General features: G+C 65.2%; 18 protein-coding genes. 4 read left to right on the forward strand and 14 right to left on the reverse strand.

Going from position 1 to position 14,882, the window contains the following annotated elements; all coding sequences use genetic code 11:
• Positions 1-600, forward strand: coding sequence for a GNAT family N-acetyltransferase (locus tag HUK72_RS10060; RefSeq protein WP_176596664.1), 600 nt, complete (start codon positions 1-3; stop codon positions 598-600).
• Here the strand turns inward: HUK72_RS10060 and HUK72_RS10065 are convergent.
• Positions 582-1,370 carry a hypothetical protein gene (locus HUK72_RS10065; RefSeq protein ID WP_176596665.1) on the reverse strand — a complete coding sequence of 263 codons (789 nt, stop codon included), beginning with the start codon at positions 1,368-1,370 and terminating at the stop codon, positions 582-584. The two genes, HUK72_RS10060 and HUK72_RS10065, sit on opposite strands and share 19 nt — an antisense overlap.
• 111 nt (positions 1,371-1,481) lie before the next feature.
• Between HUK72_RS10065 and lipB the strand changes: the two genes are divergently transcribed.
• The 3 genes from lipB (at position 1,482) to HUK72_RS10080 (ending at position 3,334) form a co-directional block, all read left to right on the forward strand.
• A complete protein-coding gene (lipB, locus tag HUK72_RS10070) occupies positions 1,482-2,180 on the forward strand; it encodes a lipoyl(octanoyl) transferase LipB (RefSeq protein ID WP_176596666.1) in 699 nt (232 codons plus the stop codon).
• A 62-nt stretch (positions 2,181-2,242) separates the two neighbouring features.
• A complete protein-coding gene (locus HUK72_RS10075) occupies positions 2,243-2,551 on the forward strand; it encodes a hypothetical protein (protein WP_176596667.1) in 309 nt (102 codons plus the stop codon).
• Between the two features lie 75 nt (positions 2,552-2,626).
• Complete coding sequence (locus HUK72_RS10080; RefSeq protein WP_176596668.1) at positions 2,627-3,334, forward strand: hypothetical protein; 708 nt, start codon at positions 2,627-2,629, stop codon at positions 3,332-3,334.
• A gap of 209 nt (positions 3,335-3,543) precedes the next feature.
• On the opposite strand, the gene queE is transcribed toward HUK72_RS10080, so the two are convergent.
• The 13 genes from queE to fliP form a co-directional block, all read right to left on the reverse strand.
• On the reverse strand, positions 3,544-4,191 hold the full coding sequence (gene queE / locus HUK72_RS10085) for a 7-carboxy-7-deazaguanine synthase (protein ID WP_176596669.1): 648 nt from the start codon (positions 4,189-4,191) through the stop codon (positions 3,544-3,546).
• A 4-nt stretch (positions 4,192-4,195) separates the two neighbouring features.
• On the reverse strand, positions 4,196-4,888 hold the full coding sequence (gene queC, locus HUK72_RS10090) for a 7-cyano-7-deazaguanine synthase QueC (protein ID WP_176596670.1): 693 nt from the start codon (positions 4,886-4,888) through the stop codon (positions 4,196-4,198).
• Positions 4,889-4,935: 47 nt separating this feature from the next.
• On the reverse strand, positions 4,936-5,337 hold the full coding sequence (locus HUK72_RS10095; protein ID WP_176596671.1) for a hypothetical protein: 402 nt from the start codon (positions 5,335-5,337) through the stop codon (positions 4,936-4,938).
• 115 nt (positions 5,338-5,452) lie between these two features.
• Positions 5,453-6,394: an Hsp33 family molecular chaperone HslO gene (locus tag HUK72_RS10100; RefSeq protein WP_176596672.1), complete on the reverse strand. Its 942-nt coding sequence runs from the start codon at positions 6,392-6,394 to the stop codon at positions 5,453-5,455.
• Positions 6,395-6,630: 236 nt separating this feature from the next.
• Positions 6,631-7,560: an ornithine carbamoyltransferase gene (gene argF, locus HUK72_RS10105; protein WP_176596673.1), complete on the reverse strand. Its 930-nt coding sequence runs from the start codon at positions 7,558-7,560 to the stop codon at positions 6,631-6,633.
• Between the two features lie 104 nt (positions 7,561-7,664).
• Positions 7,665-8,858, reverse strand: coding sequence for an aspartate aminotransferase family protein (locus HUK72_RS10110; RefSeq protein ID WP_176596674.1), 1,194 nt, complete (start codon positions 8,856-8,858; stop codon positions 7,665-7,667).
• Between the two features lie 281 nt (positions 8,859-9,139).
• Positions 9,140-9,535, reverse strand: a complete 396-nt coding sequence (gene fliS / locus HUK72_RS10115) for a flagellar export chaperone FliS (RefSeq protein ID WP_037449181.1) — start codon at positions 9,533-9,535, stop codon at positions 9,140-9,142.
• Between the two features lie 21 nt (positions 9,536-9,556).
• Entirely contained in the window at positions 9,557-11,005 is a 1,449-nt protein-coding gene (gene fliD / locus HUK72_RS10120) for a flagellar filament capping protein FliD (protein ID WP_176596675.1), read from the reverse strand.
• A gap of 168 nt (positions 11,006-11,173) precedes the next feature.
• Entirely contained in the window at positions 11,174-11,632 is a 459-nt protein-coding gene (locus HUK72_RS10125; protein ID WP_176596676.1) for a hypothetical protein, read from the reverse strand.
• 105 nt (positions 11,633-11,737) lie between these two features.
• Positions 11,738-12,877, reverse strand: coding sequence for a flagellar type III secretion system protein FlhB (gene flhB, locus HUK72_RS10130; RefSeq protein ID WP_176596677.1), 1,140 nt, complete (start codon positions 12,875-12,877; stop codon positions 11,738-11,740).
• A 3-nt stretch (positions 12,878-12,880) separates the two neighbouring features.
• The gene (gene fliR / locus HUK72_RS10135; protein WP_176596678.1) at positions 12,881-13,663 is read right to left on the reverse strand and encodes a flagellar biosynthetic protein FliR; all 783 of its coding nucleotides are present in this window, start codon (positions 13,661-13,663) and stop codon (positions 12,881-12,883) included.
• Positions 13,660-13,932: a flagellar biosynthesis protein FliQ gene (gene fliQ, locus HUK72_RS10140; protein WP_046761916.1), complete on the reverse strand. Its 273-nt coding sequence runs from the start codon at positions 13,930-13,932 to the stop codon at positions 13,660-13,662. The genes fliR and fliQ overlap by 4 nt, the downstream gene beginning before the upstream one ends.
• Positions 13,933-14,075: 143 nt before the next feature.
• Complete coding sequence (gene fliP, locus HUK72_RS10145; protein ID WP_176596679.1) at positions 14,076-14,849, reverse strand: flagellar type III secretion system pore protein FliP; 774 nt, start codon at positions 14,847-14,849, stop codon at positions 14,076-14,078.
• Positions 14,850-14,882 lie beyond the last annotated feature (33 nt).

Consider the following 14,882-nt stretch of genomic DNA (forward strand, 5'->3'; position numbering starts at 1 on the left):
GTGAGCCTGACGCCCGTCCCCGACGACCAGATCGCGACCATCGTCACGCATCTGGAGATGCGGGAGCGGCCCCGACCCGCGCCCATTCCGCCCGCCCCGTTGCGGCTGGTGCCGTGGAAGGTGCCGACGCCCGACGCCTATAGGACGCTGTTTCGCCGCGTCGGGGAGCCATGGCTGTGGTTTTCCCGGCTGGCGATGGATGATGCCGCGCTGACGGCGATCATCCACGATCCCGCTGTGGAGGTCTATGCCGTGACCGACCTGCGCGGGGTGGAGGTCGGGCTGCTTGAGCTGGATTTCCGTTCCCCGCCCGATTGCGAGCTGGCCTTTTTCGGGCTGATCCCCGATCTCACCGGCAAGGGGCTGGGCCAATGGCTGATGGCGCAGGCAAAGACGCTGGCCTGGCGCAAGCAGGTCACGCGCTTCTGGGTGCATAGCTGCACGCTCGACAGTCCGGCGGCGCTGGGTTTCTACCGGAAGGCGGGGTTCGTGCCTTATAAGCGGGAGGTGGAGATTTTCGCTGATCCGCGACTGGCGGGTCTATTGCCGCCCGATGCCGCACCGCATGTGCCGATGCTGGATCAAACGCCCTCCGCCTGACGATAGAGGCGCGCCAGCATCACCAGCATATAGACTTGCACCACGGTCGAGACGGCGGCGGCCGCCACCCCGCCGATCAGCCGCCCGCTGGTCTGCCCGCCGATCAGCGTGCCGACCACGCCGAACACGGACTGCGCGGCGCCCCCGATAATGGCCGACAGCAAAGTCAGCACCAGGACGAAGCCGAACAGCCGCCAGAAATGGCCGCGCGTCAGGGCCCAGCCATGGCGCAGCGACGCCATCACCCCCTCCGTCCCGTCGATCACCACGGGATTGAGCAGCAGCAGCCGCACGCTGGCGAAGACGGTGACGGCGACCACCCCCGCGCCGAGCAGCAGCGCCAGGGTCGCCGCCAGCGGCTTGGCCACCAGCGTCAGCACGGTCACGACCAGCGTCGCGGCGATCACCGCCCCGGCCAGGAAACCCGCCACCACCAGCGCCACGCCCAGCAGCACCGGCAGGCGCGCGAAGCTCAGCCGCAGCGCTTCGCCCACGCTGATGCCGGGGCGCAGCGCCAGCGCGAACAGGGTCAGCGATCCGAACCAAATGATGATCACCGCCAGCATCATCGCCAGCCAGAAGCTGCCCGGCACCTGCGGCATGGTGGTTTCCGACAGGGTCCATTTGGCGAGTTCGGGCGGCGTCATTTCCTGAATGATCAGGCCCGGCAGCGCCACGAACAGCAAGGCGACAGGGAAGAGCAGGCTCTTTTCGCGGGAGACGAAGGCGACCGCCTCCTCCCAAGCCTTGCCGATGGACATTGTCGCCATATCTTTAACCCTGTTGTCTATGGTGGCATCGCTGCCCGCTTTGCGCGCGATGCTTTCGGAAAAACGCGGAGGAGACTTGATCGCTCGCTCATGCCAAGTCAAGGAAGCGCCATGTCGTCCCTGCCCGAACCCTTAGCCCAAGCGATTGAGTGGCGCGTGGAAAGCGCGCCCGTCGACTATCCCGCCGCGCTGGCGGAAATGGAAGCGCGGGCGGCCGCGATCTACGAGGGGCAGGCCCGCGAACGGGTCTGGCTGCTCGAACATCCGGCTCTCTATACGGCGGGCACCAGCGCCGATCCGGCCGAACTGCTCGACCCGCGCTTTCCGGTGCACGATGCCGGGCGCGGCGGACGCTATACCTATCATGGGCCTGGACAGCGGATCGGCTATCTCAACATCGACCTTGGCAAGCGCGGCAAGGATGTGCGCAATTTCGTCCATCATCTGGAGGGCTGGATGATCGACGCGCTGGGCGACCTGGGCATAGCGGCGCGGCGCGCGGAGGGGCGCATCGGCATCTGGACCGACGACCGGGAGGGACGGGAGGCGAAGATCGGCGCGCTTGGCATAAGGGTGCGGCGCTGGGTCACGCTTCATGGTTTTTCGATCAATGTCGATCCCGATCTGTCCCATTTCGGAGGCATCGTGCCGTGCGGCCTTGCCGAATATCCCGTGACCAGCATCGCCGCCCTGGGCGCGAAAGCGTCGATGGCGGAACTGGACGAGGCGCTGGCCCGGCATTTTCCCGCCTTTATCGGCCGGCTGCGCCGCTGCCCCCCGGGGCTTGAGCAATGCGAGACACGCCGCTAGGGTCGCCGCTTTCGCCAGGTGGGGGGCTACCGGGCATGCTTGACAGGCTTAAGGAGACCCGGATGCGTCCTGACGCGAAGACGATGACGACAAGGCTGATTTCGGTTGGACTGATGGCGGCGGGCTGCATCGCCCTGGCCGGATGCGGCAGCAAGAAGGAAAGCAGCACCGCTGTTCCGATGAACAATCTGGAAGTGGCCGACGGCACCGCCACCGACGCCATGACCGACCTGGACGGCGTGCAGAGCGAGGGCACGGCTATGGCCCTGCCCGCAAACCGCAGCGACAATGCGGCCGCCCCGGCCGCGGCGCCGAAGAATGAGAGCGAGGAAAAGCCCGCCGCCGATACGGAAGTGCTGTCGGATCAATAGGCTGGCGTCCGCGTTCAGCCATGATACAGACGGGCAGGGCATAGTCCGCAGCATTTCTTCCGAAGAGGGATTTCGATGACATTCCGTTCCACGGTACGCAGCTCCCTTGGGCGCCGGGCCGCTCTGGGATTGGCCGTTCTGGCGGCGCCGCTGCTGACGCAACCGGCCGCGGCGCAATTCTTCTGGTCGCCGCCCGATTTCTCCACCCCGCCCCTGACCGATGCGGAGGCGGCGACCGCGCTTGGCCTGCCCGGCGCGACCCCGGCGGAGATCAAGGCGGGGCTGGTGTGGAATCTGCGCGCGGCATTGAACGTCGCGGCGCTGCAATGCCAGTTCGAACCGACCCTGCTGTCGATCAGCAACTATAATGCGATGATCGCCCATCATGACGCCGAACTGGACGCGGCGCAGGCCACGCTGCTCGGCTATTTCCAGCGGACCGTCGGCAAGGGCAAGCCCGGCCAGATGGCGGCGGATCAATATGGGACGCGCATCTATTCGGGCTATTCGACGGTGCAGGCGCAGCGCGGCTTCTGCCAGGCGGCGGCGCTGGTCGGACGGCAGGCGATCTTCGCCCAGCGCGGCACGCTCAACGACGTGGCGCGGGGTGGGCTCGGCTCGATCAAGAAGTCGCTGATCCTGGCGGGCGAGCAATATTATGGCGATCCGGGGCGGAGCTATTCGCTGGCGCTGCCCTCCTTCGATCCCAAATGCTGGAAGAAGGGCAAGATGCTGCCCGCCTGCCAGATTGCGTGGAACCAGAAGATCGGGGTTCAGCCCTGAGGGATTGATGGCTGGGATTGGCCAATAGGGGACGTAAGCTGGCCTATCCCTCATTCGTCATGCTGAACTTGTTTCAGCATCCATTTCTCCCCACGAACCAAGGCTCAATCCGGAGGAATGGACCCTGAGCCGCAGGCCAGCGCAGCTAAACAAGTTCAGGGTGACGATTATGGAAACGGCAGGAAACCACCCAATCCAGTCAGCGCCCTCTACCGCAAGCCCAGATATTTGTGCGACTGAAGGCTAAGCCGCCAGCGCGGCCTGTCCATCACCAGATCGACCGCCGCCTGCGCATTGCGCGCCGCATTGGGATCGTCCAGCGGCTGCACCAGCAGATGGTCGAAGGCCCAGCCCTCCATATCCTCGACATCGGCCAGGCTGTGCCCCTGCCCCGGCTGCGGCCAGACCAGCTTCAGTTCATTGCCGCTGCGCTGGACGACCTCGCTGCCCGCCTTGGGGCTGATGCAGACCCAATCCAGCCCCGTATGCGCGGGCAGGGTGCCGTTGCTCTCGATCGCAATGGCGAAGCCCCGCGCATGCAACGCATCCACCAATGCATCGTCGATCTGCAACATCGGCTCCCCGCCGGTGAGCACGATATAACGCCCTTCCCGCCCCTCGCCCCAAAAGGCCAGCGCCGCGTCGGCCAGGCTGTCGGCATCCGCGAACTTGCCGCCGCCATCGCCGTCCGTGCCGACGAAATCCGTGTCGCAGAACTGGCAGACCGCGCTCGCCCGGTCCTGCTCCCGCCCGGTCCAGAGATTGCAGCCGGCAAAACGCAGGAACACCGCCCGGCGGCCGGCATGCACGCCTTCCCCCTGAAGGGTGAGGAACATTTCCTTGACAGCATAGCTCATGGCGTCAGGGCTTCACCGCATAGACGGTGGGATCGGGCAGCCCGGCTTCCACGAAGCCCTTCGACCGCAAGCGACAGCTATCGCACAGGCCGCAATGCTTGCCGTCGGGCGTCGGGTCGTAGCAGGACCAGCTCAGCCCCGCGTCCAGCCCCAGCCGGTGCGCCTCCCGCACGATGTCGGCCTTGCTCATATGCTGGAGCGGCGCGTTGATGCGGATCGGATGGCCTTCAACGCCCGCCTTGGTCGCCAGCGCCGCCATTTTCTGAAACGCGTCGATGAACTCCGGGCGGCAGTCGGGATAGCCCGAATAATCCAGCGCGTTGACGCCGATAAACACGTCGTTCGCGCCCGCCACTTCCGCCAGGCCCAGGGTCAGCGACAGGAAGATGGTGTTGCGCGCGGGCACATAGGTCACGGGAATGCCGGGACCGACCCCACCCTTGGGCACGGCGATGTCGGCGGTCAGCGCCGATCCGCCGAACGCCGTCAGGTCGAGCGGCAGCACGATATGCGAGATCGCGTTGAGCGCCGCAGCCACCCGCCCCGCCGCCCGCAATTCCAGGCGATGGCGCTGATTATAATCGATCGACAGGGCAAGCACGCGATGGCCGGCCTCACGCGCCAGCCCGCCCGCGACCATGGAGTCGAGCCCGCCGGACAGCAGGACGACGGCGAATTTTCCGCTATTGGCAACCATAAGCGCCGCGCTACCCCTCCCGACGCGTCAGCGCAAGCGAGTCGGGCTTAACGGCAGGCGCCGAGCCACCGGCCCTCCAGCGCGAAGTCGAAGGGCGCGCCGTCGGCTATGCCCTGCGAGCGGAGTTGCACCAGCCGTGCGGTTTCGATGCGCAGGTCGGACCGGCCATTGCCCGCGGCGCCGCATTCATAGGCGACGACCAGACGGTTGGCGGCATCGCTGACGGTGAAGCTCTTGCAGCTATGGCCGGCATGGCGGCTTTGCAGAAGCTGACTGAGGTTGGATACGCAAAGTTTGCGAACCGCGCCGTCCGCGCCCCGCTCGCGCAATTCCCACTCGCCCGCTTCCAGCCCTTTGGGCAGGCGCGCGGGAGGGGCGGCCGCCAGCACGGCGGACGCCGCCATCATCATCGCCATCGCCGCCGCCAGGGCGCGCAAGCCTGCCGTCATTCCGATCCCCCGTCGATCATCCCCTGATCCCGATCAGCCTTGCCCGCCAATTGCGGCAATTTGATAGCGGAACCGAATCGACCGGCCATAATGACGCCCGGCCCAACGGCCCGGCCTATCCGAAGCTGGCCAGCGCCACCGGAAAGAGGCGCGAACAGAAGGCGCAATCCACGCCGATGATCCCCTGATCGTCGGCCATCTCCGCCCGTTCGGTCGCCGGAAACCGACCAATGACGCTGCGGATATGGTCGAGGTCGCAGCGGCACCCCTTGCTGAGCGCTGTCGGATCGGTGACGCGCACCTCATCCTCTTCATGGAACAGCCGCCAGACGATGTCGGTCAGCGGCAACTCGCGATCGGTCAGTTCCGCGTCCTTCAGCGTATGGGCCAGCGCCTGGACATGCTCCCATTCGGGATGGTCGTGGCGGACATGCAGGCGTTCGCGCCCGACCTCGCCCTCCGGCAGATGCTGGAGCAGCAGACCCGCCGCCAGGCAGCCTTCGCCCGCATCGTGGCGGGTCGCGATCTGGATGATGCTGGGAATTTGTTCGGACTGGAAGAAATAATGCTCCGCCGCGTCCGCCAGCGATTCGCCGTCCAGCGGCACGATGCCCTGGTAGCGCTCGCCGGAGACGGCCTGGTCGAAGGTGATGGCGAGATAGCCCTTGCCGAACAGGCCGAACAGCGTCGGGTCGGGGCCAAGTTCGGCCAGCCGGTCGGCATCGAACTTGGCATAGCCGCGCACTTCGCCGCCCTTATAATCGGCCACCAGCAGGCTGACGACGCCATTTTCGGTCTGCGCCTGCATGGTGAGCTGCCCGCCCGCATCCTTGAGCGTCGTGCCGAGCAGCGCCGCCAGCACCAGCGCGGAGGCAAGCAGCCGCTCGATCTGCGGGGGGTAGGCGTGGGCGGCGAGAACATCGTCGAGGACCGGCCCCAGCCGCACGATCCGCCCCCGCGCATGGCGGGAGGGAATGGTGAAGCCCAAGGCTTGGTCGAGGGTGGCGGTAGAGGTCAAATCAGGCTCCGTACGGCGCGCTGGGGGCGGGCCGGTCATGCAAAGGCGCTTAGATAGGGGGCGAAGCGGTCGCTTGCAAATCGACCGGCATTCCGGCCGGATTGGGTGGAATGCGGACGTTGATGTTCGCCTTGTGCAAAACGTGCTCCTGCGAAGGCAGGAGCCCAGTCCTGCCCTCCGTATATCATTGCATCGTCTGAACTGGGTCCCTGCCTTCGCAGGAACACGGCGCGCCTAATGTCCGCTACTGGCCAAAACCCACCACTCACCCAAACTCACCCAAGCCGCCCCAGCGCCCAGAGCAGCACCGACTTCTGGGCATGGATGCGGTTTTCGGCCTCGTCCCAGATCACCGATTGCGGCCCGTCGATCACCGCTTCCACCACTTCCTCGCCGCGATGGGCGGGCAGGCAGTGGAGGAATTTCGCCGTCGGCTTGGCCAGCGCCATCAGTTCCGGCGTCACCTGATAGGGCATCATCGCCGCCAACTTCTCCTCGGCATGGGCCTGGCCCATGGAAATCCAGGTGTCGGTGACGACGATGTCCGCGCCCGCAACCGCCGCCTGCGGATCGCGGGTGCGGGTGATCGTCGCGCCGCGCGCCTGCGCTTCGGCTTCGAATGACGGGTCGGGATCATAGCCCTCCGGCACGGCGATGCGCACGCCGAACTTCATCAGGCCCGCCGCCTCGACGATGGAATGAAGGACATTGTTGCCGTCGCCCAGCCAGGCCCATTGGCTGCCGGGCAGCGCCACGCCATGCTCCACCACGGTCAGCAGGTCCGCGACGATCTGACAGGGATGCGACAGGTCGGTCAGGCCATTGATGACCGGAACCGTCGCTTGATGCGCCATTTCCTCGATCTTGGCGTGATCGTCGGTGCGGATCATGATGGCGTCGGCCATGCGGCTCAGCACGCGGGCGGTGTCGGCAATCGTCTCGCCCCGGCCAAGCTGGCTGGTCGCGCCGTCCAGGATCAGCGATGTGCCGCCCAACTGGCGGATCGCTATGTCGAAGCTGACGCGGGTACGGGTCGAATTCTTCTCGAAGATCATCGCCAGCGTGTGGCCGGCGAGCGGCGCATCCGCGTCGGCTTGGCCCTTGGGTTGCCCAAGGCGCGCCGCCTTCCGGTCGATGGCGTCGGCTATCATGGCGGCGATCGCATCGCCGCCCGCGTCACTCAGATTCAGGAAATGATTGGTCATGAGGAAACCCCCTCAACCCGTTCGGGCTGAGCCTGTCGAAGCCCTGTTCTTTCCCTTCAAGAAAGAACGACCCTTCGACAAGCTCAGGGCGAACGGAGATTAATTCAGGCCGTAGCAGCCTCCGCGAAGCTCCGCGCACCGGCCGAAAGCCTTCCGACGCATTCCGCGACATGGCTTTCCTCGATCACCAGCGGCGGCAGGATACGCACGACATTCTGCCCGGCCGACACGGTCAGCAGGCCATGATTGTCGCGCAGATGCGCCACGAACTCACGGGCGTCGACATCACTCTTCAGCTTCACGCCCAGCATCAGACCCAGCCCGCGCACATCCTCGAACATGTCGTGATTGGGGATGAGCTGCTCCAGCGCCGAGCGCAGGCGCGCGCCGATGCCCTTCACATGGTCGAGGAAGCCGTCGCCCAGCACTTCGTCGAGCACGGTCATGCCGACCGCCATGGCCAGCGGATTGCCGCCATAGGTCGACCCATGGGTGCCGAACACCATGCCCTTGGCCGCTTCCTCGGTCGCGAGGCAGGCGCCCAGCGGGAAGCCCGCGCCGATCCCCTTGGCCACCGCCATGATGTCGGGCGTCAGGCCATATTGCTCATAAGCGAAGAAGGTGCCGGTGCGGGCATAACCGCACTGCACTTCGTCCAGGATCAGCAGCAGGCCCTGCTCGTCGCACAGCTTGCGAAGCCCTGCGAGAAATTCTTGGGTCGCCGGGGTCACGCCGCCTTCGCCCTGCACCGTTTCCACCAGGAAACCGGCGGTGTTGTCATCGACGGCGGCCGTCGCGGCCTCCAGATCGTTGAACGGCACCACGGTGAAACCGGGCAGCAGCGGTTCGAAACCGTCGCGCATCTTGGGCTGGCTGGTGGCGGAGATCGTTCCCAGCGTCCGCCCATGGAAGGCGTTGTCGAAGCTGATGATCTTGTGCCGGTGCGCCTGCCCGTTGGCATAGTGATAGCGGCGCGCCGTCTTGATCGCGCATTCCACCGCTTCCGCGCCCGAATTGGTGAAGAACACCGTGTCGGCAAAGGTCGTGTCGACCAGACGCTGCGCGAATTTCTCGCCCAGCGGCATGCCGTAGAGGTTCGACGTGTGCATCAGCGTCGCGGCCTGATCCGCGATCGCCTTGACCAGCTTCGGATGGCCATGGCCCAGCAGGTTCACCGCGATGCCGCTGGCGAAATCCAGATAGCGCTCGCCGCGCTCCCCGATCAGATAGCAGCCCTCGCCTCGGACCGGGCGTACATCGCACCGGGGGTAAACGGGCATGAGCGGCGTAATCGACATGGTCCTTCCCTTTCTGGGCTGATGCAAACACTTCCGAAACGCAAAAAGGCGGCCCCCGCCGGGCCGCCCTTTGCGAGCGCTGCCTATACAAGCGCGCCTTTGATGGCGCAACCCCATGCGGCAGCGTCAGCAATATGCTTGTATCGCAGTTCTCATCATTACCGTCATCCCCGGCTTGACCCGGGATCCCGCTTTTCTTCCGCCGATACGCAGGAGAGAGCGGGACCCCGGGTCAAGCCCGGGGTGACGAAACCAATGCGGCGAATTTTAGCTTCTGGTGACTAGCCGATCTGGTTCCACGCTTCCGCAATCTCCCCGACCATGACGCGGGCCTGATCGACCGGTGCGGCATCATGCTCCTTGGCGCTGGCCAGCAGCAGGCGGCGGGCTTCGCGATAGATTTGCGCCAGGCCAGTCGCGATGTCGCCGCCCTTGTCGAAGTCCAGGCTCGATTCGAGCGCGAACAGGATGGACATGGCGCGCGCCTGCTTGTCCGACACCTTCAGCCGGTCGCCATTGCGCTCGGCCAGCGCCGTCGCGTCCAGCGCCAGCAGCAGTTCGTCGAACAGCAGCTTGACCAGCGCATGGGGCGTCGCGCCCTCGATCCGGCTGCCGGTGTGAACCGCCGCATAACGCCGCGCCGCCGCGCCGCCGAAACCGCCATGATTATAGAACATGATCTTCCTGACCCTTTTGTATCAATCGTTGCTTTTGGTCCACAGCGCCACCTGCTGCGTCAGATAGCTTTGCGTCGCCTTGAGGGCGGACAGCCGGGTTTCCATGGCCGAATAGACCTTGGTGAGCTGCTCCTGATAATCCGTCATCTGGGTGTCGAGCTTCTCAAGCTGCTTGGCCAGATCGTCGGCCAGCGCCTTATATTTGCTCTGCGACGCGGCGAGCGGGCCGTCGGTCTTCTGGATATTGTCGCGCACGCTGTCCATCAGCCCGGCCAGGCCGATATTGGTCGCGGTCTTGACCGAGGGGTTCAGCATCTGCGTGATCGCCTTCGGATCGGCCGCGATCGCCTTGTCCAGCGCCGCCGTGTCCAGCGCGATCGTGCCGTCGCGGTTGGTGCTGACGCCCAGATCGTTCAGCGTCTTGTAGGCGCCCGTCGCGGTAAGCTGCGTCGAGACCATTGCCGACAATTGCCGCTTCATGTCGCGGATCGAGGATTCGCCGTTCAGCACGCCCGCATTGGACTGGTCCGTGCCGGTCGAGGTCGCCGTGTTCAGCGCCTTCATCAGCGTGTTGTAGGCGTCGACGAACTCGACCATCAGGTCGCGCATCGACGTGGTCGGCTCGGTCGTGGCGAGCGTGACGCTGGTGCCCGGCGCCGCCTTGTTCAGATCGATGCGCAGAAAGGGGATCGCGCTGTCGATCGTGTTGCCGGCATAATGCTGCTCCACCCCGTCGAGCAGGATGATCGAATCCTTGGGCTGGGCGGCGGAGCTCATCCTGCTGCCGGCGGGCGGCGTGGTCGCGGAGAAGGCGAATTGGGAGAGGTCCGCACCCGTCGTCGCATCGGTGGAGGAGGAAACCGTGGTCAGCGAGAAATCATTCGCCGCGCCGGTCGGCCCCTTCAGCATCAGCCGCGTGCCCTGCGAGTCGGTGACGACGGTCGCGGTCACGCCCGTCCCCGAGCTGTTGATCGCGGCGGCAAGGCCGGTATAGCTGTTGTTGGCCGCAGTGATCGTGATGGAAACGGGATTGCCGGTGCCGACCTTCAGCGACAATTCCCCGATGCCGACGGTGGCCGCAGCCCCTTGCGCCGCGTCCTGATTGGCGTTGACCGCCGAAACCGCGGTCCGGGCCGATGCAAGCTGCTGCACCTCGATCTGCGCCGGAAGGCCGGTCGGCGTGCCGCCGGGGAGGGCGCTGACGGAGGCGATGCTGGCGTCGTTGGAAGCTGGCGTGCCCGAATAACCGGTGCCCGCGAGCAGGCTGTTCAGCGCATCGGCAAAGGTATCGAGCGAGCTGGAGGCGGAAGCCAGCGCGGAAATGCGCGCGCTGTTCAGCGTCTGGCGATTGGTGATGGCCGTCTGCTTCGGCTCCCTGGAGGCGCTGACCAGGCTGGAGACGAGCGAGGCGGTGTCGATGCCCGATCCCGCGCCAAGCGCCGTCAAGATGCTGCTGCTCACCGAAGTCATGGGCCGTCCTTTCAAATGCCAGAACGGCCCTAGGCCCAAGACCTTTAGGAATGATTTTCGTGGAGATGCAAAAAGGGCCTCAGACCATAGTCCTGCGCGAACACTCGAACGGCGAAACTGGCTCCTGCCTCCGCAGAAGCACATTGGCGCTTCGTTCGACGGGTGTTCTCAGGCGCCGATGGTCACGATCTGATCAACCGCTCCGTGCCGGATATTGGCCTGGGCGACATGGGCGATGGCGGCCTGCTCGGCAAGGCGCCTGGCGATGCGGATGGAGCTTTCCACGGCTTCCCTGGAAGCAGGGGGCAGCGGCACGAGCACCTGCGGTGAAGGCAGCATGGACTGGATTTCCTCCGCCGCGCCGTCGACCGTGGCGGTCGTGCCCTGGCTGCTCAGTTCCGCCAATATGTCGGCTATGCGCGCATGCACCCTGGCATATTCGGCGCTGCTGGCGATGCGGCCTTCCGCTGGCGCCTGATCGTCCTGGCTGGTTTGCGCCGACGATCCCCCGCCCTGACGAACCGTCGCGGAGGAGGAAACCGGCTGAACGGCGGACACGGCGGAGGGCGCACGCGTCGCGCTCCTTTCAACCGGCGATACCTCGCTCCGCGAAAAATAGTCGTTCATGACGCACCATCATAATGCGTCCCCGTCAACATTATACGGATAATCAATCCTAAGCTTTAGTTAAGCATCGTCTTTTTCTTGAGACACATTCTCAATGGACTGAAATCACGGCATTTTCTTGCCTTCGGCGTCGAAGCGCAGATCGTCCGGCACGGTGATGAAGGGGCGGTCCATCTCGCCCGCCATGCGGTTTTCGACCCGGAAGACGAAGGCCAGGACAGTGGCGACGGCCATGTAGAGGCCTTCATTCACGATCTGCCCGGCCCGCGAGGTGAAGTAGATGGCGCGGGCCAGTTCCGGATATTGCAGCACCGTCACGCCATTCTGGTCGGCCAGCTCGCGGATCGCCGCAGCGATGGCGTCGCATCCCCGCGCCACCACGATCGGCGCGGCGTCCTGCCCCGGCTTGTAGCGCAGCGCGACGGCGAAATGGGTCGGGTTGGTGATGATGACGCTCGCCTCGGCCACCGCCTTGCGGGTCGAACCGCTCAGCACCTCATATTGCTTGCGGCGGATATGACCCTTGAGTTCGGGCGAGCCTTCGCTTTCCTTATGCTCGTCCTTGATCTCCTGCTTGCTCATCGACAGGCGTTTCGAACGCTGCATGAGCTGCGCGGGCACGTCGATGCCAGCGATCAGGAACAGGCCGCCCGCCATCACCAGGCAGGTCATGATGAACATATTGCCCAGGTCCGCCATGGCGGGGGCGAGGCCCGACTTGCCGAGGCCGACAATCTCCGTCAGCCGGTCCCAGATCATCCAGACGCCGATCGCGCCAAGCAGCGAAACCTTGGCGATGGATTTCACCAGTTCGATCAGGCCCTGAAGCCCGAACATGCGCTTGAGGCCAGCGGCCGGGTTGAGCTTCGACGCCTTGGGTGCAAAGGCCCCCGGCCGGAAGCCCAGCGAGCCGAGCAGCGCCGGCCCGGCGATGGCGGCGAGCAGCGTCGCCAGCATGATCCCCGCCACCGGCAGGGCGATGCCGGACAGCAACGCGAACCCCCGGTCGGCTGGCGCGAAATTGACGATGTCCTCCCGCCGGAAGCGCAGCGCCTCGATCAGCATGTCGGACAGGGATTTGACGACGGAGGGGCCGGTCACGGCGATCCAGCCAATGCCCGCCATCACCACCAAGGCGGTGGCGAGGTCGCGGGACTGGAGGATGTCGCCATTCTTCGCGGCGTCCTTCAGCTTCTTGGCTGTCGGCTTTTCGGTCTTTTCGCCGCCGCCATTGCTCTCCGCCATGGGTCAGCGCCCTTCCGCAATATATTGGGCCTGGTCCAGCCCCGCCTTGAGCGCGGCGGTGATCCCCTCCCCCATGATCGGCGCGGTGACGGCCAGCAGGATCAGGCCCGCCATCAGCGCCACCGGCATGCCGACGGAGAAGAGGTTGAGCGCGGGCGCGGTGCGCGCCAGCATGCCCATGACGATCTGCACCAGCACCAGCGCGAAACCGACCGGCAAGGCGATGGTCACGCCCGCGCCCAACAGCGCTCCGCCGAACTCGATCAGATGCCAGATGGCGTCGTTGCTGAGCATCGCGCCATTGGGCGGCAGCGCCTGATAGCTTTGCACCACAAAGCTGACGAGCATCAGATGCCCGTCCATGGCGAGCAACAGGAAGGTCGAGAGGATCGAGAGGAACTGCCCCACCGCCTGCGTCGCCTGTCCCGAGGACGGATCGACCATGGCGGCGAAATTGAGACCCATAGTGTTGCCGATGGCTTCGCCCGCGACGAGCGCGGCGGCATAGCCGATCTGCACCGCAAAGCCGATGGCGAGCCCGGCCAGCACCTCGCCCGCCACGAGCATCACGCCCTGAAAGCTGGCGACGCCGTCGGCGGGCAGCACGATATGCACGCTGTTGAGCGCCGCCATGCCCAGCGCCAGCGAGAGGATCAGGCGCAATTGCAGCGGCACGGCAGGCGCGCCGAAGACCGGGGCAGCGATAAAGGCCGCGCCGGGACGGATCATGGCGATCAGCCAGATCCAGAGCTGGACTTCCACATTGGCGAAGCCCGGCGCGATCATTGGAGCAGGTCCGGAATGCGCTCGAAAATCTCACGCGTGAAATCAGCGATCAGCACCATGATGGAGCCGCCGAACAGCACCAGCATCGCGCCGACGACGATAATCTTGGGAATGAAGGCCAGCGTCTGTTCGTTGATGGAGGTCGCCGCCTGGATCATGCCGATCAGCACGCCCGCTACCAGCGCCGGAATCAGGATCGGCGCTGCCGCCAGCGCCGTGATCCACAGCGCCTGCTGCGCCAGCCCCATGAAGAAATCGGCGTTTTCCATGGCCTAGATCGCCCTCGATCCGTTCGGGCTGATACCCCAATCCGTTCGGGCTGAGCCTGTCGAAGCCCCGTATTTTTCCTTCGAAGAAAAGGACAGCCCTTCGACAAGCTCAGGGCGAACGGGGGGTGAGGAATGCAAACCCATCATGTCGCGAACGATCCGGCCAGCGATCCCATCGTCAACGCCCAGCCGTCGACCAGCACGAACAGCAGCAGCTTGAACGGCATGGAGATGATGGTGGGAGACAGCATCATCATGCCCAGCGCCATCAATGTAGAGGCGACCACAAGGTCGATGATGAGGAAGGGCAGGAAGATCATGAAGCCGATCTGGAACGCGGTCTTCAGTTCCGACGTCACGAAGGCGGGCAGCAGGATCGAGAAGGGAATGTCGGCGGGCGTGCGGAAAGCGGGCGCCTCGGCCAGATTCTGGAACAGCTTGAGGTCGGTTTCGCGGGTCTGCTTGGTCATGAAGCCGTGCAACACCTTGGCGGAGCGGCCGACCGCTTCCTCGATGGGTATCTGCCCCTTGCCATAGGGGTCGAAGGCCTGGGCGTTGATCTGGTCGATGGCGGGCCGCATCACGAACAGCGAAAGGAACAGCGACAGGCCGACCAGCACCTGATTGGGCGGCGTCTGCTGCAATCCCAGCGCCTGGCGCAGCAGCGACAGGACGATGATGATGCGGGTGAAGCTGGTCATCATGAGGATCAGCGACGGCAGCACCGTCAGCAAGCTCATGAGGATCAGGATTTGCAGCGACAGCGACAGCGAGCGCCCGTCGCCGCTGATCTGGCCCATGGCGCGGGTCAAGGCGCCGCCATTGTTGACGGGAGCGGCGGGAGCGGCCTGGGCGAAGGCGGGGATGGTGAGAAACAAGGCTGCCAGCAGCAGCCCAGTCAACACCAATCTCGTCATCCCCGCGCAGGCGGGGATCCATCTCCCAACAGT

It is taken from the genome of Sphingobium sp. 15-1, from assembly GCF_013375535.1.
In the GTDB taxonomy this organism is placed as follows: domain Bacteria; phylum Pseudomonadota; class Alphaproteobacteria; order Sphingomonadales; family Sphingomonadaceae; genus Sphingobium; species Sphingobium aromaticivastans.